Origin of the sequence: Paenibacillus sp. FSL M7-0134, from assembly GCF_038007865.1 — a bacterium.
Lineage (GTDB): Bacteria > Bacillota > Bacilli > Paenibacillales > Paenibacillaceae > Paenibacillus > Paenibacillus polymyxa_B.
This window is the reverse complement of record NZ_JBBOXV010000001.1, coordinates 332501-358099: the sequence shown is the minus strand read 5'-3', so window position 1 is coordinate 358099 and position 25599 is coordinate 332501. Positions and strand designations below refer to the sequence as shown.

Here is a 25599-nt window from a genome sequence, read left to right as displayed (position 1 = left end):
TGAGGTGTCAACATGAAAGGTATCTTAGGAAAAAAACTCGGAATGACTCAAGTGTTTACCCCTGAAGGTAACGTACTTGCTGTTACGGTTATCGAAGCAGGTCCTTGTGTTGTTCTGCAAAAGAAAGATCTGGAAAACGATGGATACGAAGCTATTCAACTCGGTTTCTCTGATAAGAAAGAAAAAAGATCCAACAAACCTGAAGCAGGACATGCGAAAAAAGCAAATACTGCACCTAAGCGCTACGTTCGTGAACTTCGTGGCATCGACCTTGCTGCGTACGAGGTTGGCCAAGAACTGAAGGCTGATGTCTTCACAGAAGGCGAGTTCGTTGACGTAACAGGTATTTCTAAAGGTAAAGGTTTTGCCGGCGTTATCAAACGTTGGGGACAAAGCCGCGGACCAATGGCACACGGCTCGCGTTACCACAGAGGTCCAGGTTCTATGGGTTCCATTCAAGCTAACCGCGTTCCTAAAGGTAAACACCTTCCAGGACACATGGGGCATGAAACGGTAACGATCCAACGTCTTGAAGTTGTTAAGATCGATACAGAACGTAATGTATTGCTCGTGAAAGGTTCCATTCCAGGACCTAAAAATAGCTTCGTTAAAGTATTAGAAACGGTGAAAAAATAAACAACTGAAGAAAGGAGGAACACGAAATGCCAAAAGTAGCACTATTTAATATTAGCGGCAGCCAAGTTGGTGAAATTGAATTGAACGACGCAGTGTTCGGTATCGAGCCGAATAAGCACGTTCTTCATGACGCTGTTGTTATGCAATTGGCTTCCCTGCGTCAAGGTACTCACAAAGTAAAAGGACGTTCTGAAGTACGTGGTGGCGGACGTAAACCTTGGAAACAAAAAGGTACTGGCCGCGCTCGTCAAGGTTCGATCCGTGCACCGCAATGGGTTGGTGGCGGTACTGTATTTGGTCCGACTCCACGCAGCTATGCTTACAAATTGCCTAAAAAAGTTCGTCGTCTGGCGATCAAATCGGCGTTGTCATCCAAAGTGATTGAGAATGAAATTATCGTATTGGACGCTCTTACACTGAACGGACCTAAAACGAAAGAATTCGCAGCCATTTTGAATAACCTTAAAGCTGATCGTAAAGCATTGATCGTAGCTCCTAGCTATGATGATAATGTAGCACTTTCCGCTCGTAATATTCCTGGTGTGAAGTTTGTAGCCGCAGACGGCATTAATGTTCTTGATGTGCTCGGACACGACAAACTGATCATTACGAAGGAAGCAGTTCAGAAGGTAGAGGAGGTGCTCGCGTAATGAAGGATCCTCGTGATATTATCAAACGTCCGGTTATCACCGAACGTACGGCTGGTATGATGAATGACTTGAAATACGTTTTCGAGGTTGACATTCGTTCTAACAAAGTCGAAGTTAAAAAAGCAATCGAAGCCATTTTTAACGTGAAAGTAAGTAACGTAAATACGCTTCGTGTTCCTGCAAAACCAAAACGCTACGGACGTCATTCCGGCTATACGAGCGAGTGGAAGAAAGCGTTCGTAACGCTGAGCAAAGACAGTAAGCCGCTTGAGTTTTTTGAAACGGTATAATTGAAACTGTAAAGTAAGGAGGGAAACTCAGTGCCAATTAAAAAGTATAAACCAACGTCCCCGGCCAGACGTGCTATGTCTGTATCTACTTTCGAGGAGATTACAACTAATCAGCCCGAGAAATCGTTGCTGGCACCTCTGAGCAAGCAAGCTGGACGCAATAACCAAGGTAAAATTACAGTTCGTCATCAAGGCGGCGGACACAAACGTAAATACCGTATTATTGACTTCAAACGTAACAAAGATGGAATACCGGGCCGCGTTGCTACGATCGAATATGATCCAAACCGTACGTCCAACATCGCACTTATCCACTATGTGGATGGTGAAAAACGTTACATCATCGCTCCTAAAGGTCTGAAAGTAGGAGACGAAGTGGTATCCGGTGCAGGTTCCGATATCAAAATCGGTAACTCCTTGCCATTGGAAAACATTCCAGTAGGTACGGTTATCCACAACATCGAATTGAAACCGGGTAAAGGTGGCCAACTCGTTCGCGCTGCTGGTACGGAAGCCCAACTTCTTGGTAAAGAAGAAAAGTATGTTACAATTCGTTTGTCTTCTGGTGAAGTTCGCCGCATTCTGAAAGTTTGCCGCGCTACAATCGGTTCTGTAGGTAACGAAGACCACGAACTGGTGAAAATCGGTAAAGCCGGTCGTAGTCGCTGGTTGGGACAACGTCCTGAAGTTCGCGGTGTTGTAATGAACCCTAACGATCATCCACACGGTGGTGGTGAAGGTCGCGCTCCAATCGGACGTAAATCTCCAATGTCTCCATGGGGTAAACCAACCCTTGGTTACAAGACACGTAAAAAAGGTAAAGCATCTGATAAGTACATCGTTCGTCGTCGTACTAAGTAATAAAACGTGCGCTTAAGTCGCACGTTAACATATTAAGGAACGACTACGTTTTAACGAAGGGAGGATTCATAAATGGGTCGCAGTCTCAAAAAAGGACCATTCATTGATGGTTACCTGTTGAAAAAAGTAGAGGTTTTGAACGAGTCGGACAAAAAAGTGGTAATCAAAACTTGGTCCCGTCGCTCTACGATTTTCCCACAATTTATCGGACATACGTTTGGTGTATACGATGGTCGTAAACACGTGCCAGTATACGTAACGGAAGATATGGTCGGACACAAATTGGGCGAATTCGCTCCAACACGTACGTACAAAGGCCATACGGATGACGATAAGAAAACAAGAAGATAATCAACACAGCGTAGTGTTTGAGAGGAGGTAAACTCAATGGAAGCAAAAGCACATGCTAAATCCGTGCGGATTTCTGCTCGCAAAGTGAAACTTGTTATCGATTTGATTCGCGGTAAGCAGGTTGGTGAGGCGATTGCAATTCTTCGTCACACTCCAAAGTCCGCTTCTCCAGTCGTTGAGAAATTGTTGAATTCTGCGATTGCGAATGCAGATCACAACTACTCTTTGGACGTAAATAAATTGGTAGTATCTCAGGTTTTTGTAAACCAAGGTCCTACAATGAAACGATTCCGCCCGCGTGCAATGGGTCGTGCAAGCCGTATCAACAAACGCACCAGTCATATTACTCTGGTGGTATCTGAAAAATAAGGAGGGAAAACGTGTGGGCCAAAAGGTAAATCCCGTCGGACTCCGAATCGGTATTATCCGTGATTGGGAATCCAAATGGTATGCAGGCAAAGATTTCGGTGATCTTTTGCTGGAAGACGTTAGAATTCGTGAACATCTGAAAAAAAGATTGAAAGACTCCGCTGTATCCCGTGTTGAAATCGAGAGAGCAGCTAACCGTGTCAACGTAACGATTCACACTGCGAAACCAGGTATGGTTATCGGTAAGGGTGGTTCTGAAGTTGAAAATCTGCGTAATGAAATTACTAAAATCGCAGGCGGTAAAAAGGTACACATCAATATTTCTGAAATTAAAAATCCTGAACTGGACGCAATTCTGGTTGCTGAAAGCATTGCACAACAATTGGAACGTCGTGTTTCTTTCCGTCGTGCTTTGAAACAAGCGATTCAAAGAACTATGCGCTCCGGAGCAAAAGGAATTAAAACTCAAGTAGGCGGACGTCTTGGCGGTGCCGAAATCGCTCGTTCCGAAGGGTACAGCGAAGGAACTGTTCCACTGCATACGCTTCGTGCCGACATTGACTATGGTACAGCGGAAGCTCATACTACTTACGGTCGTCTTGGCGTAAAAGTATGGATCTATCGTGGAGAGGTTCTTCCTCCAGCTAAGAAACAAGCTCCTCAGGAAGGAGGCAACTAATCATGTTGGTACCAAAACGCGTAAAACATCGTAAACAACAACGTGGTCATATGAAGGGTCGTGCAAAAGGCGGTACTACACTGAACTTTGGTGAGTACGGTTTGCAAGCTACTGAACCTGCATGGATTACTAACCGTCAAATCGAAGCTGCTCGTATTGCGATGACTCGTTACATCAAACGTGGTGGTAAGGTTTGGATTAAAATTTTCCCTGACAAACCAATTACTCAGAAGCCTCTTGAGGTTCGTATGGGTAGTGGTAAAGGTAACGTAGAAAAATGGGTTGCAGTAGTGAAACCAGGCAAGATTATGTTCGAACTTGCTGGTGTTCCGGAAGAGATTGCTCGTGAAGCAATGCGTCTTGCCGCTCACAAACTGCCAATCAAAACTAAGTTTGTGAAACGTGAAGAATTGGGTGGTGAAGCAAATGAAGGCTAGTGAATTCCGCAACCTAACCACTGCTGAAATCGAACAAAAGATCTCCGGTTTTAAAGAAGAACTTTTCAACCTTCGTTTTCAACTCGCTACCGGTCAGCTTGATAACCCGACTCGGATCGGCGCTGTGCGTAAGGAAATTGCTCGTGCTAAAACTGTGATCCGTGAAAGAGAACTTGGGATTAGCTAAGATATCAGACCGGGTGGAAAATCCGCCTGTAATTAGGAAGGAGGCCAACAATGAGCGAACGTAATGCCCGTAAAGTATTAGTCGGTAAAGTAGTCAGCGACAAAATGGATAAAACGATTGTGATTGCTGTAGAAACTTACAAAAAACATGATCTCTACCATAAACGTATTAAAGTAACTAAGAAATTCAAAGCTCATGATGAAAACAACACTGCACAAATTGGTGATACTGTTAAAATCATGGAAACTCGCCCTTTGTCCAAAGACAAAAACTGGAGACTGGTCGAAATCGTTGAAAAAGCTGTTATAATCTAATGTAGTGTAGTTTTTCCGAAAGGAGGATAAATAAATGATTCAACCATTTACACGTTTGACTGTAGCTGACAATTCCGGCGCGAAGGAACTGATGTGTATCCGTGTGCTCGGTGGTACGGGACGTCGTACAGCTCAAATTGGTGACCTGATCGTTTGTTCCGTAAAACAAGCAACACCAGGCGGCGTTGTCAAAAAGGGTGATGTAGTAAGAGCGGTTGTTGTTCGTACTAAACGTTCTATCCGCCGTAAAGACGGTTCCTACATCGGATTTGACGAGAACGCAGCAGTGGTCGTTAAAGAAGACAAGAGCCCACGTGGTACTCGTATTTTCGGACCAGTTGCTCGCGAACTTCGTGACAAGGACTTCATGAAAATCGTTTCCTTGGCTCCGGAAGTGATCTAAACTCACCTTAAAATGTGCCCGTAGGAGGTGTACGAAATGCCAAAAGTGAAAAAAGTTCTGGAATCCCATAACAACAAGCTTCACGTCAAAAAAGACGACACTGTTCTGGTGATTACAGGTAAAGATAAAGGTAAAAAAGGTCGCGTTATCGCTGCTTACCCTCGTCAAAACCGTGTGCTTGTGGAAGGTGTTAACATGATTAAAAAACACCAAAAGCCTAATCAGCTGAATCCACAAGGCGGCATCATCGAGAAAGAAGCTCCGATTCACGTTTCCAACGTTATGCACATTGATCCGAAGAGCGGAAAAGTAACCCGTGTTGGTTACAAAGTTTTGGACAACGGAAAAAAAGTGCGCATTGCAAAACGTTCTGGCGAAGTGATCGACTAATTATTTTTTGAAGAAAGGAGGTATATGATTCATGGCTACAACAAGAATGAAAGAACGTTTCTTGAAAGAAATCACTCCTGCTTTGATGCAGAAGTTCAACTATACAACAGTGATGCAAGTGCCTAAAATCGAGAAAGTTGTAATCAACATGGGTGTTGGCGACGCAGTCCAAAACTCCAAAGTACTTGATTCAGCTCTCAACGACATGCAGCTGATTGCTGGTCAAAAACCAGTAATCACTCGCGCAAAAAAATCTATTGCAGGTTTTAAATTGCGTGAAAACATGCCGATCGGTGTAAAGGTAACACTTCGTGGCGAGCGTATGTATTATTTCTTGGACAAATTGTTCAACATTACTCTTCCTCGCGTACGTGACTTCCATGGTGTATCGACAAAAGCTTTCGACGGACGTGGTAACTACACGCTTGGTCTGAAAGAACAGTTGATCTTCCCGGAAATCGAGTATGATCAAGTTGATAAAGTTCGTGGTATGGACATCGTTATCGTAACGACTGCCAAAACTGACGAAGAGTCCCGTGAGCTTCTGACTCAGCTGGGCATGCCTTTCGCAAAATAATGTTGGCATAACGTTTCGGGCGTCTGATTTTAAAGACACCCTGTTCTCCGAAACTATTTAGGAGGTGTCAGGCTAAGTGGCAAAAACTTCAATGAAAGTCAAACAACAACGCACACCAAAGTTTAAAGTTCGTGCTTACACTCGTTGCGAGCGTTGTGGTCGTCCACATTCGGTACTGCAAAAGTTTAAGATCTGCAGAATTTGCTTCCGTGAATTAGCTTATAAAGGCCAGATTCCTGGCGTGAAAAAAGCAAGCTGGTAAAAAGTCCTGTTTGGGAAGGAGGTTTATACACAATGACTATGTCTGATCCAATTGCAGATATGCTTACTCGTATTCGTAACGCGAACACAGTTCGTCACGAAACAGTAGAAATGCCTGCATCTACAATGAAAAAACAAATCGCCGACATCCTGAAACGTGAAGGATTCATTCGTGATGCGGAATTTGTTGAAGATAGCAAACAAGGGATTATCCGTATTTTCTTGAAATACGGTGCGAACAACGAGCGTGTTATTACAGGTTTGAAAAGAATCAGTAAACCAGGTCTTCGCGTTTACACGAAGAGCAATGAGATTCCACGCGTATTGGGTGGACTCGGGATCGCAATCATTTCAACATCCAAAGGTATCATGACCGACAAAGAAGCACGTCAGTCCAAAGCCGGCGGAGAAGTTGTTTGCTACGTTTGGTAAGATAACGTTTAAAAGATAGGAGGTGCAACAGATATGTCCCGTATTGGTCGTAAACCAATCACAGTACCAAGTGGTGTTGACGTGACTTTGAACAACACAGCGATCACAGTTAAAGGTCCTAAAGGAACATTGACTCGTGAGCTTCATAAAGACATGTCCGTTACTGTGGAAAACAATGAAATTAATGTAGTTCGTCCTTCGGACAACAAACTTCACCGCTCTTTGCATGGAACAACCCGCAGCGTTGTCAACAACATGGTAAGTGGTGTAACTGAAGGGTTTTCAAAATCTCTGGAGCTGGTTGGGGTCGGATATCGTGCAAGCAAATCCGGAGATAAAATCGTTCTGAACGTTGGATACTCTCACCCGGTTGAAATCACACCGGAAGCGGGCATCGAATTCGAAGTTCCTTCGAACACTAAAATCATCGTTCGCGGAATTGATAAAGAGCGTGTAGGTGCCTACGCTGCTAAAATTCGTTCCGTTCGTGAACCTGAACCGTACAAAGGTAAAGGGATTAAATACGAAGGCGAGCGCATCATTCGTAAAGAAGGTAAAGCCGGTAAGAAGAAATAAGTTTCTTACCGACTTTGTGCGGTCTTTCTGCAGGAAAGACTTCGTACTTCTTTTTTACCCAGTGCGTCTTAGTATAAAGTTTTAAAAGGCAAACTGAAGGGAGTGAAAACTTGAGATGATTACAAAACAAGATAAAAATAAAGCACGTGTCAGAAGACATCTGCGTGTACGTAAGAAAATCGAAGGTACGGCTGTACGTCCTCGTTTGAACGTATTCCGCTCTTCCAAGCATATCTACGCACAACTGATTGATGATGTAGCTGGTGTAACATTGGTATCTGCATCCACTATGGATAAAGAACTGAGCAGCGAAATCAAAAACGGCGGTAGTGTAGAAGCAGCTCGTAAAGTTGGCGAACTCGTTGCTAAACGTGCGAAAGAAAAAGGCCATGCTAACATCGTATTTGACCGTGGTGGATACTTGTATCATGGACGGATTCAAGCTTTGGCTGATGCAGCTCGCGAAGCAGGCCTTGAATTCTAAGACATTTCTCAAAAGGAGGTTAACGACTTGCGTGTAGATCCGAATACTTTGGAACTGACTGAAAGAGTAGTAAATATTAATCGTGTAGCTAAAGTTGTCAAAGGCGGACGCCGTTTCAGCTTCAGTGCTCTGGTAGTAGTGGGCGACGGCAACGGCTGGGTAGGCGCTGGAATCGGTAAAGCTGGCGAAGTACCTGATGCAATTCGCAAAGGTATTGAAGATGCTAAGAAAAACCTGGTTCACGTTCCACTCGTAGGAACAACAATTCCTCACCTTGTTACAGGTAAGTTCGGTGCTGGCCGGGTTCTGTTGAAACCGGCATCGGAAGGTACTGGAGTTATCGCTGGTGGTCCGGTTCGTGCTGTACTGGAACTTGCTGGTGTAGGTGATATCTTGACAAAATCTTTGGGTTCTTCGAATTCCATGAATATGGTCAATGCGACTTTGGAAGGTTTGTCCCGCTTGAAACGCGCTGAAGAAGTTGCAAAATTGCGCGGCAAATCCATCGAAGAGCTGCTGGGCTAAGGAGGGAATATCATGGCGAAATTAGAAATTACCCTCGTTCGTTCGTTGATCGGCCGTCCTGGTAATCAGAGAACGACTGTTAAAACGCTCGGCTTGCGTAAAATCAACCATAAAGTAGTTCAACCCGACAATGCAGCTATTCGCGGGATGATTAATCAAGTTAGCCATTTGGTTTCTGTTAAAGAAATTGAGGCTTAAGAAATAAAGTATTTTAACAATAATCAAGGAGGTGCAACGAACGATGAAGTTACATGAGCTTTCCCCAGCTCCAGGCTCCCGCAAAGAACGTAAACGTTTGGGTCGTGGTCCTAGTAGCGGTACGGGTAAAACTTCTGGTCGTGGTCATAAAGGTCAAAACGCTCGTTCCGGCGGTGGTGTACGTCCGGGCTTCGAGGGTGGTCAAAACCCACTGTATCGTCGCTTGCCTAAACGCGGTTTCGTAAATCCTACTCGTAAAGAGTATGCGGTTTTGAATATCGAAGATTTGAACAGTTTTGCAGCGGGTACAGAAGTAAGCCCTGAGTTTTTGCTGAACAATGGCATTGTGAAAAACGCTAAATCCGGAATCAAAATTCTGGGTAACGGTGAAATCACTGTAAAATTGACAGTTAAAGCGAACAAGTTCTCTCAATCTGCGGTAGAGAAAATTGAAGCTGCCGGCGGTAAAACCGAGGTGATCTAATGTTCAAGACCCTGAAAAATATATGGCGGGTTGAGGATCTTAGAACCCGAATCCTGTTCACCCTGTTTATACTCTTTGTATATCGTATTGGCTCCTTTGTGCCGGTTCCCGGCGTGAACAAGCAAGTCTTTACTTCTCAGGATCAGGCAGGAAGCGAGTTGTTTGGACTCCTTAACACCTTCTCAGGGGGCGCATTGTATCAGTTTTCGATCTTCGCCCTCGGGATTATGCCATATATTACAGCGTCCATCATTGTACAGTTGCTGTCAATGGACGTGATTCCGAAACTTGCGGAATGGGCTAAACAAGGAGAGCATGGTAAAAAGAAGTTGGCTCAAATTACGCGTTATGGTACGGTAATACTTGGCCTGATTCAAGCATTCGGAACGTCGATTGGCTTTAATCGACTGTACGGTGCAGCGATGATTCCAGGAGCCACTTTTGCAGATTATCTGGTCATTGCCATTGTGCTTACAGCAGGAACTACGTTCCTTATGTGGCTCGGTGAGCAAATTACCGAAAAGGGAATCGGCAATGGTATCTCTATTGTTATCTTCGCAGGGATTGCAGCGGGTATTCCAAGACATATTCGGACGGTTGTAGAATCTCAGTTTATTCAGGCAGATCAGCTGTTTATGAATATTCTGAAGGCAATTATAATTGCCCTGGTGATTGTTCTGATTATTGTTGGTGTTATCTACATCCAGCAAGGTATTCGGAAAATCCCGGTACAATACGCGAAACGTGTAGTTGGCAACAAAATGTACGGTGGCCAGAATACGCATATTCCGATGAAAATTAATGCGGCAGGCGTTATTCCGGTAATCTTTGCGGTATCATTGCTGCAATTCCCGACAATTATTGCGAGTTTCTGGGCAGATCATGTTTGGGCTAAGTGGGTTACCACTTACTTGTATTATGACAAGCCGCTGGGCATGGTTTTGTATGTCGTAATGATTATCGGTTTCACATTCTTCTATACCTTTGTACAGATGAATCCGCAGCAAATGGCCGACAATATGAAGAAAAACGGCGGTTATATTCCGGGAATTCGCCCGGGTAAAGCCACGGAGAAATACTTGACACGAGTAATGTCACGTTTGACAATGACAGGAGCCTTGTTTCTGGCAGTCATATCCGTTTTGCCGGTATTCTTCGGTTCGCTTTCGGGCTTGCCTCGTTCCGTGCAAATTGGCGGTACTTCATTGCTCATCATCATTGGTGTAGCATTGGATACAATGAAGCAAATCGAAAGCCAACTGATCAAACGCCATTACAAAGGCTTCATCAACAAATAGGCAATAGGTACCGGCTTAGGATGTTCGCATGCTTACCGGCACCTTTTGTGCTGTTTCTTGTGTAGGGGTCGTCTTGAGGAGTGACAGATTGTGAATATTTTGATCATGGGCCCTCCGGGGGCTGGTAAAGGTACACAAGCAGATGTCATTGTGAAGGAATTCGGCATTCCTCATATCTCGACAGGTGATGCTTTTCGCCTAGCGATGAAACAGGGAACACCTATTGGCATTAAAGCTAAAGAATATATCGACAAGGGTGAACTTGTTCCGGATGACGTAACAATCGGTATCGTTGAAGAACGGCTACAACAGCCAGATTGCAAGAAAGGGTTCTTGCTGGACGGTTTTCCAAGAACTTTGGCTCAAGCTGAAGCCTTGGATCAAATTTTGGGTCGTTTGAATACGAAGCTAGATGACGTCATCAACCTGAAAGTGGATAGTGACAACTTGTTGGCACGAATCACAGGACGGCGGGTTTGTAAAAGCTGCGGAACTAGCTATCATATTGTCTTTAATCCTCCTAAGGTTGAAGGCATTTGCGATAAAGACGGTGGGGAACTCTATCAGCGTCCTGACGATAATGAAGATAGCGTAAGAACACGACTTGACGAATATAGTAATAAAACAGCACCACTCCTCACGTTTTATGAGAACCAGAATCTTCTGCGTCATATTGACGGAGAACAGGATATTGATGTGGTTTCCCAAAATATCGTGTCCTTGTTGCGGGGTTAGCTGTAATGATCATTTGCAAGTCGGGGACGGAATCAAGCTTTATGAGGAAAGCTAAGAGAATAGATACGGAAACGGATCATCTCTTGGCAGGACACATCGAGCCCGGTATTACGACCGGTGAACTTGATCATTTAGCTGATCGGTATATTCGCAGTCAGGGAGCTGTGCCGTCTTTTAAAGGTTATAACGGTTTTCCTGCTAGCATTTGCGCTTCAGTCAACGAACAACTGGTGCACGGATTTCCCGGCAAACGCAAGTTAAACAAAGGCGATATCATCGCGAAAACTCGCCAGTTTACAATGTCGCATGCCATTCAGCAATATATTGAGAATCCAAACCGTGGTATTCCTGAGCAGGGGCCGAGGCTGAAAACCGGCATTGGGCTGGCTATTGAATCAATGATTCAGATAGGTTCTCACCATGTAGGGACGCTGGAAGACAACTGGACGGTCGTTACGATGAACGTAACCTCATGTGCTCATAACGAGCAAGCGGTGACGTGCGAAACGGGCGGCATGGACATTTTCACGAAACTGAGTGCGTAGGTGATTGTAATGATTCAGCAAGGAAACCTGCAAATCGGTCAGCTGGTGAAGATTCTGAAAGGCAGAGGTGCCGGACAGATTGCGGTTGTCGTTTCAGTAGCAGATAGCAGGTTTGTATATATTGCGGATGGGGATAAACGAAAGTTTGATCAAGCGAAGAAGAAAAATGTTCTTCATTTGGTGCCTCAGCCAAAGATTAGTAGCGAGATTGTAAACAGTTTAAACGAAAGCGGTCGGGTGACGAATGGAAAGCTGCGCCATGCAGTGAAAACTTTCCTGGACTCGTCCGAATACCAAGCTGAAGAGAAAGGAGACTGACTTTGGCCAAAGAAGATGTCATTGAGGTTGAAGGTACGGTAATCGAGCCACTGCCGAACGCTACGTTCAAGGTAGAGCTGGAGAACGGTCATCAAATTCTTGCTCATGTTTCCGGAAAGCTGCGGATGCACTTTATCCGTATTTTGACAGGCGACAAGGTGGTTGTACAGTTATCGCCTTACGATTTAACCAAAGGCCGTATAACGTACCGCAAGTAATTCATGCAGGTTTTTATTAAACGTATGTCATTTAAAAAACTTGTTTTGCTCGGCAAAACGATGTGAATGTTCACGAAGCGAGTTTTACCAGGGTAAAGCTTGGAGGAGGTAATCAACATGAAGGTAAGACCTTCTGTAAAACCTATTTGCGAAAAATGCAAAGTCATTCGCCGCAAAGGGAACGTAATGGTTATTTGCGAAAATCCGAAACACAAACAAAAACAAGGTTAATAGAAGGGGGTGTAGCGTAAAATGGCTCGTATAGCTGGTGTGGATTTGCCACGTGACAAACGCGTTGAGATCGCCTTGACTTACATTTTCGGAATCGGTAAAACGACTTCTCAGAAAATCTTGAAGGAAACAGGCATCAGTGCAAACACGCGTGTTCGTGATTTGACTGAAGATGAAGTGAGCAAATTACGTGAAACGATCGACAAAGAAGTTAAAGTAGAAGGCGATCTGCGTCGTGAAATTTCCTTGAATATTAAACGTCTGACTGAGATTGGCTGCTACCGTGGTGTTCGTCACCGTCGTGGGTTGCCTGTTCGCGGACAACGTACTAAAACTAATGCTCGTACCCGTAAAGGTCCTCGTCGGACTGTAGCGAACAAAAAGAAATAAGAAGGGAGGATAACATTCAATGGCTAAACCGAAAAAAGTTGTACGTACAAAACGCCGTGACCGTAAAAATATCGAAACTGGCGTGGCACACATCCGTTCCACGTTCAACAACACGATCGTTACGATCACAGATCCACACGGTAACGCAATCTCTTGGGCCAGTTCAGGCGGCATGGGATTCCGTGGTTCCCGTAAATCTACTCCATTCGCAGCGCAAATGGCCGCAGAAACTGCTGCTAAAGCTGCTATGGAACACGGCATGAAAACTGTCGAAGTCATGGTTAAAGGACCTGGTGCAGGTCGCGAAGCAGCAATCCGCTCTTTGCAAGCTGCTGGTTTGGAAGTTAACCTGATCAAAGACGTAACTCCGGTACCTCATAACGGATGCCGTCCTCCAAAACGTCGTCGCGTCTAATGAGATTTCTCCTCTGCGTGTAGTATAGATCCGGCACAAACTGCCAAGAATGGATGTTTAGGTATACTGCATGATAGACTATGGATAAGGTGAATGTTTCATATAGGAGCGACGTTTTGAAGGAGGGATATTGCAGTGATAGAAATCGAAAAGCCGAAAATTGAGACGGTTGACGTCAATGATGATGGCACCTATGGAAAATTCGTAGTAGAACCGCTGGAACGCGGATACGGTACGACGTTGGGAAACTCGCTTCGCCGTATTCTGTTATCCTCGTTACCGGGGGCAGCAGTCACATCGGTTCAGATCGATGGGGTTCTGCACGAGTTTGCAACGGTTCCCGGTGTGAAGGAAGACGTAACGGAGATCATTCTGAACTTGAAAGCTTTATCGCTTAAAATCCACTCGGATGAAGAGAAAGTACTCGAAATCGATGCGGAAGGCGAAGGAGTTGTAACGGCAGGAGATATCCGTGCGGATAGTGATGTGGAAATTCTTAATCCGGATCTTCACATTGCTACGCTCGGACCGGGTTCGAGACTTCACATGCGTATTTTTGCCAATCGCGGTCGCGGTTACGTTAAGCAGGATCGGAACAAACGTGATGACCAGCCGATCGGCGTCATTCCCGTCGACTCCATCTACACTCCGATTGCACGCGTGAACTACGGCGTAGAAAATACGCGTGTCGGCCAGGTTACGAATTATGACAAGCTGACACTTGAGGTTTGGACTGACGGAAGTATTCGTCCCGAGGAAGCAGTGAGCCTTGGAGCCAAAATTTTGACCGAGCATGTGATGTTGTTCGTGGGTCTCACGGACGAGGCAAAAGATGCTGAAATTATGGTTGAAAAAGAAGAAGACAAGAAAGAAAAAGTTCTTGAAATGACGATCGAAGAGCTGGATCTCTCCGTCCGTTCCTATAACTGCCTTAAGCGCGCTGGTATCAATACGGTACAAGAACTCACGACTAAATCTGAAGAAGATATGATGAAGGTCCGTAACTTGGGTCGCAAATCTTTGGAAGAAGTACAAGAGAAGCTCGAGGAACTTGGTTTAGGACTTCGTACGGAAGAATAGTACAGCAACGTTTTTGTGAAGGAGGGGAAATTACATGGCATACCAAAAATTGGGCCGTAACTCCAGTGCCCGTAAAGCTTTGTTTCGTGATTTGGTAACCGATCTGTTCTTGTATGAGCGTATCCAAACTACTGAGGCTAAAGCGAAAGAAGTTCGTTCTATTGCTGAAAAACTGATCACCAAAGCGAAAAAAGGAGATCTGCACGCACGTCGTCAAGTGGCTGCGTTCGTTCGCCGTGAAACTTTGGATGGTGAGCAGGATGCAATCCAAAAGCTGTTTAGCGAATTGGCTACACGTTACACTGAGCGTCCAGGTGGATACACTCGTATCCTGAAATTGGGACCTCGTCGTGGCGACGCCGCTCCAATGGTATATCTGGAATTGGTTGACCGCGCGTAAACAGGCGAAGATGAGGGAAGGGTGGACAGAATCGGCTTGATTCTGAACAACCCTTTTTTTCTCTTGGAGGAGTCCTTGAGGGGCTTCTCCTTTGTTATGTTCGGTTATTCCTTGCAAGGCCAGAGACTACCCCTACAAAGGTGTGAGAAGCATGCGGAACTTGTGCATGAAGGTGAACTATGACGGAACCCACTATGATGGCTTTCAGACGCAGCCTAACGGTAACACCATTCAGGACTGCCTTGAACATGCTATTTACTCATTGACGGGCGAGCGTCTTAAAATTACAGGCTCAGGCCGTACAGATGCAGGTGTACATGCATACGGGCAGGTATTCAATTTTCACACTGAATCGCCGATTCCGTTGCAGCGCTGGTGTCTGGCACTTAATGCCTGGTTGCCTCGTGATATCATCGTTACGGATGCGAGAGAGGTGCCACTGTCCTTTCATGCACGCCGCATGGCGAAGCGGAAGACATATCGGTACAGTATTAATGCGAACCGGTTTCCGGACATCTTTCACCGTCGTACACAGGCCCATCATCCAACGAGTCTGGATGTAAGAGCGATGGAGGAAGGGTTAGCTCATTTAGTTGGCACCTTTGACTATACTTCGTTCGCATCTCGACGTTCCCAAAAGACGAATCATGTTCGCACTATTTACGAAGCCTATATGACAGTAGACCATTCCTTTTCACGTCCGGACTCGGATGATCAGGGAATTATCCATACTTATATTACAGGTAGCGGATTTTTGCAGCACATGGTTCGGATTATTATGGGTACTTTGCTGGAAGTGGGAGAAGGCAAAAAATCGTCGGATGATATTCCTTCCATTTTAGAGGCGAAAAATCGTTCAAAGGCCGGACCTACGGCCGTTGGACACGCTTTAACGCTCTGGAATGTAGAGTACGACGAAAACATCAAAAAACATTGATTTTACCCTTGCGGAATTGATGGTTATCCTGTAATATAAAAGTTGTGTTTTCTTAATGGCTTTCCCACAGCCCCAATTAAGATAATCACTTTAAATTAACATCTAATCCATCAATAATGCAGCAACTTAACGAACGAAGATAAATGATGATTTCTGTTAACGAACTTAAGGAGGATACTTTTCATGCGTACTACGTATATGGCGAAGCCAAATGAAGTTGAGCGCAACTGGCACATCATTGATGCCGAAGGCAAAACGCTCGGCCGTCTGGCAAGCGAAGCGGCTGCGTTGATTCGCGGCAAACACAAGCCACAATTTACACCACATGTGGACACAGGTGATTTTGTTGTTGTAATCAATGCGGAAAAAATCGTATTGACCGGTAAAAAAATGGAGAACAAGAAATACTACCGTCACTCCCTGCATCCGGGTGGTCTGAAAGTAACGGTTGCACAAGAAATGGTTAAGAACAAGCCTGAGCGTATGTTGGAATTGGCTGTTCACGGTATGCTTCCTAAAACTCGTCAAGGCGAGAAAATGAAGCTGAGACTTAAAGCTTACAGAGGCACTGAGCATCCACATGCAGCACAAAAACCTGAAGTTTACGAACTTCGCGGATAATTAAAAGGGAGGACAGTTTCATGGCACAAGTACAATACTATGGGACAGGTCGTCGTAAACATTCGGTAGCTCGTGTTCGTCTCGTACCGGGTGAAGGACGCATTGTCATCAATAAGCGTGATATTAATGAATATTTCGGTTTGGAAACTCTCAAACTGATCGTAAAACAACCACTGAACCTGACAGAAACAGTTGGCAGCTATGACGTACTCGTTATCGCTCATGGTGGTGGTATCTCTGGTCAAGCCGGCGCAATTCGCCACGGTATTTCCCGTGCTCTGTTGAAAGCAGATCCGGAATTCCGTCCAGCTTTGAAAAAAGCAGGCTTCTTGACTCGTGACCCACGTATGAAAGAACGTAAAAAATACGGTCTCAAAGCCGCTCGTCGTGCACCACAGTTCTCGAAACGTTAATATTTCGAATACAGAAGAACCTTTTCCTTATGGAAAGGGTTCTTTTTTATTTAGTCATTTCCTGATTATTATCCACATGTGGATAAGTAGACCTACTCTAAAATTCATGGGCTTCAGCATGTTTCTGCGAATACATAAATAACCGCATGCAAATGCATGGAACACGAAAAGTTATCCACGATGTAATTGAAGACGATATTGTTATACACAAATACAGTTGGCTATTTCCACGGAGTTTATTCTGTAATGTTTATAACCTGTGACTAAAATATAATGTTCGACTATCAAATTAGCCTCATCTTAATATTCTCTGCTAAGTGCTGTTTCACGAGACACTTTGCTTTCAGTTGTTTATGTAAAGTCCCTTGATATGTTCTGGCTGGTACTGTCTATGCCTCTTGTGCAGTTGTTTTGGGCGTAGCTAGGGATACGGCAAGGAATACCTCTTTTTATTTGTGTGCACTGAGAGAAGGACGCTCGTTAGCCTAGCACTGTCCGCTTTCTATGCTACTGCAATGGCAACGGCGATTTACATGTTACTGGTAATGGAAATAGTCTACACAGCAATCGCTCCAAACTATAACCGGGAGCACCCTGTATTGTCCGACTGTGTCTACCCTCATAAAATTGACCCTCCTTGATGACAGGCTTTAAATAGGCTTCCAGTAGCGATAAGAGTCTTGCTTGTGTCCAGTGGATCAATTCCTCGGGAATTGCCTCTACAAGCGCTTTAGGATTGGATAGAGGCATAATAAGAGTTCAGCGCGCAGTCATTTCTTTTATAATTTCCACAATGAAAGCATCGCTGACGCCAGAGCTCCAGAATAGTGTAGTCGATTTCATCTGGCTAAAAATTCGAGTAAAGGCTAGTTTGCCTTCATCTGAACTCGTCCACATACGGACTTCATCTTTGGAATGCAAAATAAGAGCTTTGAAACCTAAAGTTATTTTCAATTCCCTCGGTTAGCACCCTTCGATAATCTTAGATTCAGAAACGATGTTGCTTTCTTCTACAGATGATTCTTGCTTGATCAAGCAACCCAAAGCTGTTCAGCATTATCGATGGCTGCCGCGCACTAGGCCAAGATTAGGATACGCTGCTCCTAGATGCCTCTAAAGCATTTCACTCAGAAGATCCACAAGCATATGTATAGTACAATAATACATTTTGGCTATAGAAATCATTCAACTAAGTAATTTTGCGTAGCAAGGTAGGTTGTCAAAAAAATGCTTATCCGCACGTTCGGCTTGCTCTTCCAAAGTCAAAACTATAGGATGTATTCCTTCAAGGACCAAACTATTCCCATATAATGTTATATAAGAAAGCCCTTTGTTTAAAAGCGTACTGGTGGTACGCCTTTGTCTTCAGCAGAGTAGAGAACAAGCCGTCTTTGTTGACGTAAAAAGCCTCCATTCAAGCATACCTTCAGCTACACTAGTTATTTTTAGTAACCAAAGAGCCTATGGACCATTTTCAAGTGTTTGGTATAAGAATATTTTATATAAAGCCAATGAACTTGGTTGGATACGCAAGAAAGCATTAAAGAATGCTGACAGAACAACATTCCTGCAAATTTGGGTGGATAAATGCTTACATCAGGACATTTTGCCTTGGATTGACAATGATTGTGAAAGTTTTATACTGTATTTAATCTTATTAGTTTAGTCGGTATTGAAATGACACTTATTTATGAATCTTCATATGGAGGCGCATTGATAATGAATTTATTGGAGAAAGAAGCGTTGATTAGAATCAAGGCAATTGAACTGGAAGAGGCTACGCCAGAGGAAGTTATCCAGTATGCTGTTCTTACATTTCCCAATCTTACCTTTGCTTGTAGCTTCGGAGCAGAAGATGTAGTACTAGTAGATATGCTTCAAAAAATTAGCCCTTCCACCGACATTTTTTACTTGGACACCGACTTTCATTTTCAAGAAACTTATGATACGCGAGATCAGATGAAAGCCAGATATAATTTGGATTTTGTCAGGGTCTCTCCCTTAATTACTCCTGAAGAGCAAGCGGCTGAGCATGGAGAGGAACTGTGGAAAACAGATCCTAACACATGTTGTGGTATACGCAAAGTTGAGCCACTGACACGCATTTTGTCACAATACGATGCATGGATTACTGGTATTCGCCGGGATCAGGCCCCTACCCGTGCGAATTCAAAAAAGGTAGAGTATGATGAAAAGTTTGGACTCGTTAAATTTAATCCCTTGGCAAGCTGGACATCCGAGGATGTATGGAACTATATCCGTACTCATGAAGTACTGTATAATCCATTGCATGACCGCAATTATCCCAGTATCGGTTGTGAGCAATGTACCCGTGAAGTTCTACCAGGTGAAGACCCTCGTGCAGGTCGCTGGTCAGGCAATGAGAAAACAGAGTGTGGGCTCCATCAATAAAATGGTATTCAGGTAACTATGAGTCGTATTTATGAAGAGAAGGGAAGTGCATTATGACTGCAATTCTTCCGCATGGCGGAACACTTGTTGATAAAATCATTACAGGACCGGAGCAAAAAGCACTTTTGCAGGCTGCAGGAGAATTGTTTCCTATCCGTGTAAACTCATGGACCATTTCTGATCTGGATTTGATTGGAGTGGGAGCTTTCTCTCCTTTGACGGGGTTTATGAATGAATCTGATTATCGGTCGGTGGTAACAGATATGCGTCTTGCCGATGGTACAGTCTGGAGTATTCCCATTACTCTTGCAGTTGTAGAAAGTGTAGCCAGTGAACTGAAATTAGGTCAGCAGGTGGCTTTGGTGGGTGAAACAGACGATACTATCTATGCTGTACTTGATATTGAAAGTATTTATCAGGTAGATCAGGCTGAGGAAGCCAGACGAGTATTCAAGACCGATGACCCTGCTCATCCTGGCGTAAACAAACTGTTAGATCGACCTGCTACGTATGTTGGTGGATCTGTGCAAGTGCTGAATCGGCCGGAGCCCACACAATTTAGTGAGTTTTACTATACACCATCACAGACACGCGACTATTTTGTAGAAAAAGGCTGGAAAACAGTGGTCGGTTTTCAAACACGAAATCCGGTACACCGGGCGCATGAGTACATCCAGAAAAGCGCGATGGAGATTGTGGATGCTTTGTTTCTAAACCCACTCGTTGGTGAAACCAAGTCAGATGACGTTCCGGCAGATGTGCGTATGAAGAGCTATCTGGTGCTGCTGGACAATTATTATCCGGCTGATCTGACTTTTCTGGGGGTATTTCCTGCTGCCATGCGATACGCGGGTCCTAGAGAGGCCATTTTCCATGCTATTGTGCGAAAAAACTATGGCTGCACCCATTTTATTGTTGGAAGGGATCATGCCGGGGTAGGAGACTATTATGGTACCTACGAAGCACAGGAAATTTTCAGGCACTTTACACCTGAAGAGCTGGGGATTACTCCATTGTTCTTTGAACACAGCTTTTATTGCACTCGATGTGGAAATATGGCCTCAAGTAAAACATGCCCACATCCCAAGGAGCATCATTTGACGCTCTCGGGCACCAAGGTACGGGAATTGTTGCGCTCTGGGGTTTGCCCGCCACCTGAATTTACACGACCGGAAGTCGCTCAAGTGCTGATTGAAGGTATGAAAGAATTTGTTCATGCCTGAGTTGTACTATCTACACGCCTCGTCCCATATAGATTATTAGTATCTGTATAGGACGGAGGCGTTTTGTTATGCAAAAAAATAATCGTAAACACGAGGTTACACTGTGGATTCGCTATCGGACGTTGCAAAAAATGCTGTTGGGCTGTTGTCTCGCCGTTCTGTTTATTACACTGGCATTGTATGAGATACCTGCTTCGAGAGCTTGGACCCATTGGAGTTTACCCCTTACTGGTAAAGTAATTGCTATAGATGCTGGACACGGAGGGCCTGATGGAGGGGCGGTTAGCAAAGAAGGAATTATTGAAAAGGATATTAATCTGGCAATCGCTTTTTATTTGCGGGATTATTTGCAGCAAGCAGGTGCTGTTGTTGTCATGACACGTGAGGATGACCGCGACCTGGCGCAGCAAGAAACGAAAGGTTACGCCAGAAGGAAAACGGAGGATTTGAAGCAGCGTGTGCGTATAATTGAGGAGCAGAAAGCAGACCTCTTTCTAAGTATTCATATGAACAGTATCCCGTCGAGCCGTTGGAGTGGAGCACAGACCTTTTTCGTCCCTAACCATGCAGATAACGAGAATTTGGCGTCCTTAATTCAGGAAGAGATCAAGCGTAACTTGGAAAACACGAATAGAGTAGCTAAGACCGTGAACACAGTTTATTTATTGAAAGCTCTCAAAATGCCATCAGCCCTTGTAGAAGTCGGATTTTTGTCCCATCCAGAGGAAGCCAGACGACTAAGTGACGTGAACTATCAAAGGCAGGTGGCGGCGTCCATATATAAGGGGATTTTGCGTTACAGTGCCGGGGAAAAGGGGATCTCACCAGCACCTGAGGCCAGATAGTGGTATACTGTAAGTGTTTACCACTCCGTAATTCATTAAAGCAGAGGTGCTGATAATTCATGCAATCAAGAGAGCAAGTTATAGAGCTACTTCAACAAGTACGGGAGCCTCAAACAGGACGCCGTCTAGTCGATCTCCATTTTATTCGGGATGTGGTTGTTAAAGAGGATCGGGTATCCTTGACCGCTATTAGTTTGAATAGCCAGGAAGAAACGTGTGCAGAACTGGAGCGGGAAATCCGGCAGACGTTAGAAGAGGCGGGATTAAGCCACGTCCATATTCGTATTCGTGAGGCATCTGAGCATGAAAAGTCCGCAATTCAAGCTGTGGAGAATACCGAGGAAGCCGCTGACCCGGTTTTGACCAAAGGACATGCTGTCGGTATGGAAGAACATGAGCTGCTTAGCCCAGCATCTGGCGTCCGGTTTATTGCCATTGCAAGCGGAAAAGGTGGTGTCGGAAAATCGACAGTAGCTGTAAATTTGGCTGCTGCTTTAGCTAGACAGGGGAAGCGTGTGGGTTTAATTGATGCGGATATCTATGGATTTAGCGTGCCGGATATGATCGGGGTGGAGGAGGTTCCTTCTGTCGAAGATGGTATCATTCAGCCGGTGGAGCGATTCGGTATCAAAATCATGTCTATGGGCTTCTTTGTCAGAGAGAACAATCCGGTGATTTGGAGAGGTCCCATGCTGGGGAGAATGCTCAGACAGTTTTTTAGTGATGTTGAATGGGGACAACTGGATTATATGATACTCGATTTACCACCAGGGACTGGCGATGTAGCGCTTGACGTACATCAAATGATTCCGCAGAGTGAAGAAATCATTGTCACTACCCCACATGCAACTGCAGCTTTTGTAGCTGCACGTGCAGGGGCTATGGCGCTCCAAACAGATCATAAGGTCATTGGTGTTGTGGAGAACATGTCCTATTATGTATCCTCCACCGGAGAAAAGGACTATGTTTTTGGACGCGGTGGCGGGGCTATGCTGGCAGATACCCTTCATACGAAGCTGCTGGCGCAAATTCCGCTGGGTATCCCAGACAATCACCCTTCAGAAGCCGACTTTTCTCCATCCGTATATAAATCCGAGTCGGCGACAGGGGAAATTTACAATGATATTGCTGCTCAAATTACGACGTTGCACGCGGAATTTGAATAAGAAAAAAAGGCTGGTTGTTGAACCAGCCTTTTTATTATTGGCCTCCACCTTGTTCTCCTTCGCCTCCACCACCACCATCTTGCTTCTGATCAGCAGAGCCACCTTGCTCACCGCTTTTTTTCTCAACCTTAGGTTGGAGTTCCTCTTGTACGACAGTTTTAAGTAAATTCATGACTTCAAGCCGAAAAATCGGATTCTGCATGGCATCATGCATGACTGTCATAGATTGTTTGCGATATTCAGGAGTTTTAGTTAAGTCCATATACATCTTGGTCAGTTCTGGCGACTTAAGCATCGCTTCAATTGATTTTTGATAAGAAGGGTCTTTTATAAGTTGCATATGAAGCTGTTTGCTTTGGCTGTTGATGGCTTTGGCAAATTCTCCCGCAAAACGCGGATCAGTCATAATTTTTTCGATTTCTTTTTTATATTCAGGTGATACCAAAGTATCTTTGACTGCGATCTTCATCTGTTCAGCCGATTGCATGGGCATAAGCATTTTCATTCCCATGCTGCCACCAGATCCACCACCAGCCCCACCCTCTTCACTGCTTTGACCGGATTGTCCTTCTTTTGAAGTGCTTTCCCCGGTTAAAGCCTCTTCTACGGCTTTTTTTCCGGCATCGCTTTTCAAGATATCGACAACCATCGTTTTCATCTCTTTATAACTGTTCTGGGGGGGCGCAGAACCCTGATCCGAGCCGCAGCCACTCAGTGCAACGCCCAGTACGCATACCGTGCTAACAAATCGCAAACGAGTCCAATTCATGGCCGTATTCCTCCTTCATCATGAATGTGGATAGTATGCGGATGAATGCGGAGAAATATGTCGATTTGCTTTTGGTTTTTAGCTGAGAACGATGTAAAATAACTCCTTAAAGACCCAGTGCTTGATCGCGTACCTCTTTGCCTTTTACTGTACCCTGTTGAAGCAGTTCAGATACAGTCACGAATTCATAGCCTTGTGCGCGCAACTTGTCGATAATGACGGGCAAGGCTTCATGTGTTTGTTTACAGGAATCACTGGCATGCAGAAGGACGATATCGCCAGGATGCGCTTTATTTACAACACGGTCGATTATGACCTGAGTACCAGGGTTTTTCCAGTCCAGGGAATCTGTATCCCACTGAATGGTTTTGTAGCCTAAAGTGCCGGCAACCTGAAGGACCCTTTTATCAAAGTCGCCATTAGGCATACGGATCAACTTCGGGGACTGTCCCGTCAGTTCGGTTAATGTGGTATGAGCAATGGAAATCTGCTTACGAATATCTTCATCGCTTAAGCTACTGTAATTTTCGTGTTTATGGCCATGACTGCCGATCTCAAATCCACTTTCTTTAATCTGATTCACAAGCTCTGGATGTGTTTTACTCCAAGGGGCAGAAAGAAAAAAGGTGGACTTAGTCACTTTTTTATCCTCAAGGACTTTTAAGATGGGGGCAGTACGCTTATCACCCCAACTAATATCAAAGGTGAGAGCGATCAGCTTTTTGTCCGTGGGTACACTATAAATAGCGGTTGGTGCTTCCTCGGAAAAAACCGTAACATTATCGGTTTCTACATAAATGACTCCAACAGTAAAGACGGCTGCAGCCATTACGATTAAGAATCGTTTGATTTTTTTACCGTTCAATACATAGAAAAAAGAATTCATGGTTAATAACGCCCCTTTCATCGAAGTGCTTGTTTACTTAAAGCTATGCCGGGGGTTGTCAATTATTCCATTGAACCAATAGGAGGAATTATCAAATGGGACTAAAAGCATTTTTTCACGATTTACACACGACAAGACGGTTAATTTTAATCTCTGCATTTCTTTTCTGCACAAGTATTATGGTGGGATGGTTAAGTACAGGCACTATTCAATCCATGCTGGCGCAACAAATGGAGGGACTGGGAGAAGTAGCGCAGCGCTTGCAGAATTCTGAGCATCCACAATGGAGTTTTTTTGTATTCATCTTTTTCAATAATGCAATTAAATGTGTGCTGGTTATATTTATGGGGGCAGTATTTGGAATCGTACCGTTTATATTTTTAATTGTGAACGGTATGGTTTTAGGGTTTGTAGTACACTTGCAGACAGATATGGGAAGAAGTATGTATGAAGTTGTTGTCAAAGGGTTACTGCCTCACGGTGTGATTGAATTGCCTGTTTTGATTATCGCCTGTGCCTTCGGATTGAAGTTTGGAATCAACATAATGTCTACTATAGGTACAAGCATAGGGCTAAAGCGCAAAGTAACTGGCCCAGTGTGGGATTTATTTATGAAACAAACGTTGAGGGTGTCCATATGGTCTGTCATCTTACTGCTTATAGCAGCTGCAATTGAGAGTGGCATAACTTATCGTTTATTGTCACAATAAAATATTATGGCCAATTATTTATATATTTCCTAAAAATTGAACATAACAAAGGGGAGAGCCTAAAGAGAAGCTGAAGATTAATCGGGGTAAGTTTGAAACCTTAGCAGTTGAGTTTAAAAACAGGTAAAGATTGGAACAATAGTTGAGCAAATATAAGTACTATATAATCTGCTGATAAGGGAGTATGGTCATATGTTGGGAATGCTGTTTAACGAAAAAGAATGCAAGGAACTTGACTACGTTCTTCGTAAGGAGCTAGATGAAATGCTGCTTGATATGAGCGATACTCGATTGGATCAAGATATTCGCTACGCAATCGCACTACGATATAAAACAGTCTTTCGCATGTATGCCCGTTTTGCACCCGCCAAGGAACTATCAAAATATGCTCGCAGAGGGCGAGTCCCACAAACCAAACAATGAAAAGATAAGATGAAACTATATCAGAGATATCAGGAAGTAAACTATTTTAAAAAGATTATACTTTCTGATATCAAAAAAAGTATTGACTCTATTCAATATTCATGGTAAATTAATTTTCGTTCCTTTTTGAAGGATTTGCTCGAAAAAAAGAAATTAAAAAAACTCTTGCAAATTCTAAAAAGAGATGATATATTATAAAGGTCGTCACTGAGACGCGGTGACGAAACAAAGTAAGACATTATGCAAGTTTGATCTTTGAAAACTGAACAACGAGTGAGTACGGATTTTGTTTACAAAATCCAACGCTGAAATTTTGGTACATGCCGTCAGGCTGTATAAGATGGAAGCAAACAAGAGATATTTAATCTCGTCAGTTTCAAAATGAGCTTATCGCTCTTTCTATAAACCAACTTCGGTTGGTCTTTAATGGAGAGTTTGATCCTGGCTCAGGACGAACGCT

Annotated in this window: 42 protein-coding genes and 1 rRNA gene (1 of these 43 running past the window's edge); 40 read left to right on the top strand and 3 right to left on the bottom strand. The window is 44.1% G+C overall.

All coding sequences use genetic code 11. The annotated features are described in order from the left end of the window. Positions 1-12 precede the first annotated feature (12 nt). From rplC to rpsI, 33 genes are all read left to right on the top strand, one after another. The gene (rplC, locus tag NSQ58_RS01575; RefSeq protein WP_013312161.1) at positions 13-636 is read left to right on the top strand and encodes a 50S ribosomal protein L3; all 624 of its coding nucleotides are present in this window, start codon (positions 13-15) and stop codon (positions 634-636) included. 26 nt (positions 637-662) lie between these two features. After that, positions 663-1286 (top strand): 50S ribosomal protein L4, encoded by a 624-nt coding sequence (rplD, locus tag NSQ58_RS01570; protein WP_013312160.1) that lies wholly within the window; start codon positions 663-665, stop codon positions 1284-1286. After that, on the top strand, positions 1286-1576 hold the full coding sequence (gene rplW, locus NSQ58_RS01565; protein ID WP_013312159.1) for a 50S ribosomal protein L23: 291 nt from the start codon (positions 1286-1288) through the stop codon (positions 1574-1576). Before rplD ends, rplW begins: the two co-directional genes overlap by 1 nt. Positions 1577-1606: 30 nt before the next feature. Then, positions 1607-2437 carry a 50S ribosomal protein L2 gene (rplB, locus tag NSQ58_RS01560; RefSeq protein WP_023990557.1) on the top strand — a complete coding sequence of 277 codons (831 nt, stop codon included), beginning with the start codon at positions 1607-1609 and terminating at the stop codon, positions 2435-2437. A 72-nt stretch (positions 2438-2509) separates the two neighbouring features. Further along, positions 2510-2788 (top strand): 30S ribosomal protein S19, encoded by a 279-nt coding sequence (gene rpsS, locus NSQ58_RS01555; protein WP_007432579.1) that lies wholly within the window; start codon positions 2510-2512, stop codon positions 2786-2788. Between the two features lie 36 nt (positions 2789-2824). Beyond that, a complete protein-coding gene (gene rplV, locus NSQ58_RS01550) occupies positions 2825-3157 on the top strand; it encodes a 50S ribosomal protein L22 (protein WP_013312157.1) in 333 nt (110 codons plus the stop codon). 13 nt (positions 3158-3170) lie between these two features. Continuing rightward, positions 3171-3836, top strand: a complete 666-nt coding sequence (gene rpsC / locus NSQ58_RS01545; RefSeq protein ID WP_013312156.1) for a 30S ribosomal protein S3 — start codon at positions 3171-3173, stop codon at positions 3834-3836. Positions 3837-3838: 2 nt separating this feature from the next. After that, positions 3839-4273 (top strand): 50S ribosomal protein L16, encoded by a 435-nt coding sequence (gene rplP, locus NSQ58_RS01540; RefSeq protein WP_007432576.1) that lies wholly within the window; start codon positions 3839-3841, stop codon positions 4271-4273. Beyond that, complete coding sequence (gene rpmC, locus NSQ58_RS01535) at positions 4263-4460, top strand: 50S ribosomal protein L29 (protein ID WP_007432575.1); 198 nt, start codon at positions 4263-4265, stop codon at positions 4458-4460. The genes rplP and rpmC overlap by 11 nt, the downstream gene beginning before the upstream one ends. A gap of 50 nt (positions 4461-4510) precedes the next feature. Further along, complete coding sequence (gene rpsQ / locus NSQ58_RS01530; RefSeq protein ID WP_007432574.1) at positions 4511-4774, top strand: 30S ribosomal protein S17; 264 nt, start codon at positions 4511-4513, stop codon at positions 4772-4774. 34 nt (positions 4775-4808) lie between these two features. After that, on the top strand, positions 4809-5177 hold the full coding sequence (rplN, locus tag NSQ58_RS01525; protein WP_007432573.1) for a 50S ribosomal protein L14: 369 nt from the start codon (positions 4809-4811) through the stop codon (positions 5175-5177). A gap of 36 nt (positions 5178-5213) precedes the next feature. Then, the gene (rplX, locus tag NSQ58_RS01520) at positions 5214-5567 is read left to right on the top strand and encodes a 50S ribosomal protein L24 (RefSeq protein ID WP_013312155.1); all 354 of its coding nucleotides are present in this window, start codon (positions 5214-5216) and stop codon (positions 5565-5567) included. A 31-nt stretch (positions 5568-5598) separates the two neighbouring features. Next, positions 5599-6144 carry a 50S ribosomal protein L5 gene (gene rplE, locus NSQ58_RS01515; RefSeq protein ID WP_007432571.1) on the top strand — a complete coding sequence of 182 codons (546 nt, stop codon included), beginning with the start codon at positions 5599-5601 and terminating at the stop codon, positions 6142-6144. Positions 6145-6220: 76 nt separating this feature from the next. After that, on the top strand, positions 6221-6406 hold the full coding sequence (locus tag NSQ58_RS01510) for a type Z 30S ribosomal protein S14 (RefSeq protein ID WP_013312154.1): 186 nt from the start codon (positions 6221-6223) through the stop codon (positions 6404-6406). Positions 6407-6438: 32 nt separating this feature from the next. Further along, on the top strand, positions 6439-6837 hold the full coding sequence (gene rpsH / locus NSQ58_RS01505) for a 30S ribosomal protein S8 (protein ID WP_007432570.1): 399 nt from the start codon (positions 6439-6441) through the stop codon (positions 6835-6837). A gap of 33 nt (positions 6838-6870) precedes the next feature. After that, a complete protein-coding gene (rplF, locus tag NSQ58_RS01500) occupies positions 6871-7413 on the top strand; it encodes a 50S ribosomal protein L6 (RefSeq protein ID WP_013312152.1) in 543 nt (180 codons plus the stop codon). Between the two features lie 115 nt (positions 7414-7528). Then, positions 7529-7897 carry a 50S ribosomal protein L18 gene (rplR, locus tag NSQ58_RS01495; RefSeq protein ID WP_007432568.1) on the top strand — a complete coding sequence of 123 codons (369 nt, stop codon included), beginning with the start codon at positions 7529-7531 and terminating at the stop codon, positions 7895-7897. Between the two features lie 27 nt (positions 7898-7924). Further along, on the top strand, positions 7925-8422 hold the full coding sequence (rpsE, locus tag NSQ58_RS01490; protein ID WP_013312151.1) for a 30S ribosomal protein S5: 498 nt from the start codon (positions 7925-7927) through the stop codon (positions 8420-8422). 12 nt (positions 8423-8434) lie between these two features. Beyond that, a complete protein-coding gene (rpmD, locus tag NSQ58_RS01485) occupies positions 8435-8620 on the top strand; it encodes a 50S ribosomal protein L30 (protein ID WP_013312150.1) in 186 nt (61 codons plus the stop codon). A gap of 43 nt (positions 8621-8663) precedes the next feature. Beyond that, on the top strand, positions 8664-9104 hold the full coding sequence (gene rplO, locus NSQ58_RS01480; RefSeq protein ID WP_013312149.1) for a 50S ribosomal protein L15: 441 nt from the start codon (positions 8664-8666) through the stop codon (positions 9102-9104). After that, on the top strand, positions 9104-10402 hold the full coding sequence (gene secY / locus NSQ58_RS01475; RefSeq protein WP_013312148.1) for a preprotein translocase subunit SecY: 1299 nt from the start codon (positions 9104-9106) through the stop codon (positions 10400-10402). Before rplO ends, secY begins: the two co-directional genes overlap by 1 nt. A gap of 90 nt (positions 10403-10492) precedes the next feature. Further along, entirely contained in the window at positions 10493-11137 is a 645-nt protein-coding gene (locus NSQ58_RS01470) for an adenylate kinase (protein WP_013312147.1), read from the top strand. Between the two features lie 5 nt (positions 11138-11142). Further along, positions 11143-11682, top strand: coding sequence for a M24 family metallopeptidase (locus NSQ58_RS01465; protein ID WP_023990556.1), 540 nt, complete (start codon positions 11143-11145; stop codon positions 11680-11682). 9 nt (positions 11683-11691) lie between these two features. Then, complete coding sequence (locus NSQ58_RS01460) at positions 11692-12000, top strand: KOW domain-containing RNA-binding protein (protein WP_013312145.1); 309 nt, start codon at positions 11692-11694, stop codon at positions 11998-12000. A 2-nt stretch (positions 12001-12002) separates the two neighbouring features. After that, positions 12003-12218 carry a translation initiation factor IF-1 gene (gene infA, locus NSQ58_RS01455; RefSeq protein ID WP_006212898.1) on the top strand — a complete coding sequence of 72 codons (216 nt, stop codon included), beginning with the start codon at positions 12003-12005 and terminating at the stop codon, positions 12216-12218. 117 nt (positions 12219-12335) lie between these two features. Then, positions 12336-12449 carry a 50S ribosomal protein L36 gene (rpmJ, locus tag NSQ58_RS01450; protein ID WP_003333770.1) on the top strand — a complete coding sequence of 38 codons (114 nt, stop codon included), beginning with the start codon at positions 12336-12338 and terminating at the stop codon, positions 12447-12449. A gap of 21 nt (positions 12450-12470) precedes the next feature. Continuing rightward, positions 12471-12839 (top strand): 30S ribosomal protein S13, encoded by a 369-nt coding sequence (rpsM, locus tag NSQ58_RS01445; RefSeq protein ID WP_007432560.1) that lies wholly within the window; start codon positions 12471-12473, stop codon positions 12837-12839. Positions 12840-12858: 19 nt separating this feature from the next. After that, on the top strand, positions 12859-13254 hold the full coding sequence (gene rpsK / locus NSQ58_RS01440; protein WP_013312144.1) for a 30S ribosomal protein S11: 396 nt from the start codon (positions 12859-12861) through the stop codon (positions 13252-13254). Between the two features lie 135 nt (positions 13255-13389). Then, entirely contained in the window at positions 13390-14334 is a 945-nt protein-coding gene (locus NSQ58_RS01435; RefSeq protein ID WP_007432558.1) for a DNA-directed RNA polymerase subunit alpha, read from the top strand. Between the two features lie 34 nt (positions 14335-14368). Beyond that, positions 14369-14734 (top strand): 50S ribosomal protein L17, encoded by a 366-nt coding sequence (gene rplQ, locus NSQ58_RS01430; protein WP_013312143.1) that lies wholly within the window; start codon positions 14369-14371, stop codon positions 14732-14734. Positions 14735-14885: 151 nt separating this feature from the next. After that, positions 14886-15671 (top strand): tRNA pseudouridine(38-40) synthase TruA, encoded by a 786-nt coding sequence (gene truA, locus NSQ58_RS01425; protein WP_023990555.1) that lies wholly within the window; start codon positions 14886-14888, stop codon positions 15669-15671. A gap of 183 nt (positions 15672-15854) precedes the next feature. Further along, positions 15855-16292, top strand: a complete 438-nt coding sequence (rplM, locus tag NSQ58_RS01420; RefSeq protein ID WP_013312141.1) for a 50S ribosomal protein L13 — start codon at positions 15855-15857, stop codon at positions 16290-16292. Between the two features lie 20 nt (positions 16293-16312). Further along, positions 16313-16705: a 30S ribosomal protein S9 gene (rpsI, locus tag NSQ58_RS01415; RefSeq protein ID WP_013312140.1), complete on the top strand. Its 393-nt coding sequence runs from the start codon at positions 16313-16315 to the stop codon at positions 16703-16705. 507 nt (positions 16706-17212) lie between these two features. On the opposite strand, the gene NSQ58_RS26720 is transcribed toward rpsI, so the two are convergent. Continuing rightward, on the bottom strand, positions 17213-17455 hold the full coding sequence (locus NSQ58_RS26720; protein ID WP_279836224.1) for a hypothetical protein: 243 nt from the start codon (positions 17453-17455) through the stop codon (positions 17213-17215). Positions 17456-18424: 969 nt separating this feature from the next. On the opposite strand from NSQ58_RS26720, the gene NSQ58_RS01410 reads away from it, so the two are divergent. The 4 genes from NSQ58_RS01410 (at position 18425) to NSQ58_RS01395 (ending at position 22351) form a co-directional block, all read left to right on the top strand. Next, entirely contained in the window at positions 18425-19117 is a 693-nt protein-coding gene (locus tag NSQ58_RS01410) for a phosphoadenylyl-sulfate reductase (protein WP_264454483.1), read from the top strand. A 53-nt stretch (positions 19118-19170) separates the two neighbouring features. Further along, positions 19171-20340, top strand: coding sequence for a sulfate adenylyltransferase (gene sat, locus NSQ58_RS01405; protein ID WP_341056774.1), 1170 nt, complete (start codon positions 19171-19173; stop codon positions 20338-20340). Positions 20341-20408: 68 nt separating this feature from the next. Continuing rightward, a complete protein-coding gene (cwlD, locus tag NSQ58_RS01400) occupies positions 20409-21185 on the top strand; it encodes an N-acetylmuramoyl-L-alanine amidase CwlD (protein WP_341056773.1) in 777 nt (258 codons plus the stop codon). Between the two features lie 59 nt (positions 21186-21244). Beyond that, positions 21245-22351: an Mrp/NBP35 family ATP-binding protein gene (locus NSQ58_RS01395; protein WP_068939388.1), complete on the top strand. Its 1107-nt coding sequence runs from the start codon at positions 21245-21247 to the stop codon at positions 22349-22351. A 34-nt stretch (positions 22352-22385) separates the two neighbouring features. Here the strand turns inward: NSQ58_RS01395 and gerD are convergent, their stop codons facing one another. After that, positions 22386-23120: a spore germination lipoprotein GerD gene (gerD, locus tag NSQ58_RS01390; RefSeq protein WP_341056772.1), complete on the bottom strand. Its 735-nt coding sequence runs from the start codon at positions 23118-23120 to the stop codon at positions 22386-22388. Positions 23121-23226: 106 nt separating this feature from the next. After that, positions 23227-24006: a polysaccharide deacetylase family sporulation protein PdaB gene (pdaB, locus tag NSQ58_RS01385; protein ID WP_023990485.1), complete on the bottom strand. Its 780-nt coding sequence runs from the start codon at positions 24004-24006 to the stop codon at positions 23227-23229. A 95-nt stretch (positions 24007-24101) separates the two neighbouring features. On the opposite strand from pdaB, the gene NSQ58_RS01380 reads away from it, so the two are divergent. The 3 genes from NSQ58_RS01380 to NSQ58_RS01370 form a co-directional block, all read left to right on the top strand. Further along, complete coding sequence (locus tag NSQ58_RS01380; RefSeq protein ID WP_338532885.1) at positions 24102-24716, top strand: stage II sporulation protein M; 615 nt, start codon at positions 24102-24104, stop codon at positions 24714-24716. Positions 24717-24908: 192 nt separating this feature from the next. Then, positions 24909-25139, top strand: a complete 231-nt coding sequence (locus tag NSQ58_RS01375) for a hypothetical protein (protein ID WP_013312131.1) — start codon at positions 24909-24911, stop codon at positions 25137-25139. Positions 25140-25562: 423 nt separating this feature from the next. After that, positions 25563-25599, top strand: a 16S ribosomal RNA gene (locus NSQ58_RS01370); it runs 1519 nt beyond the window's last position.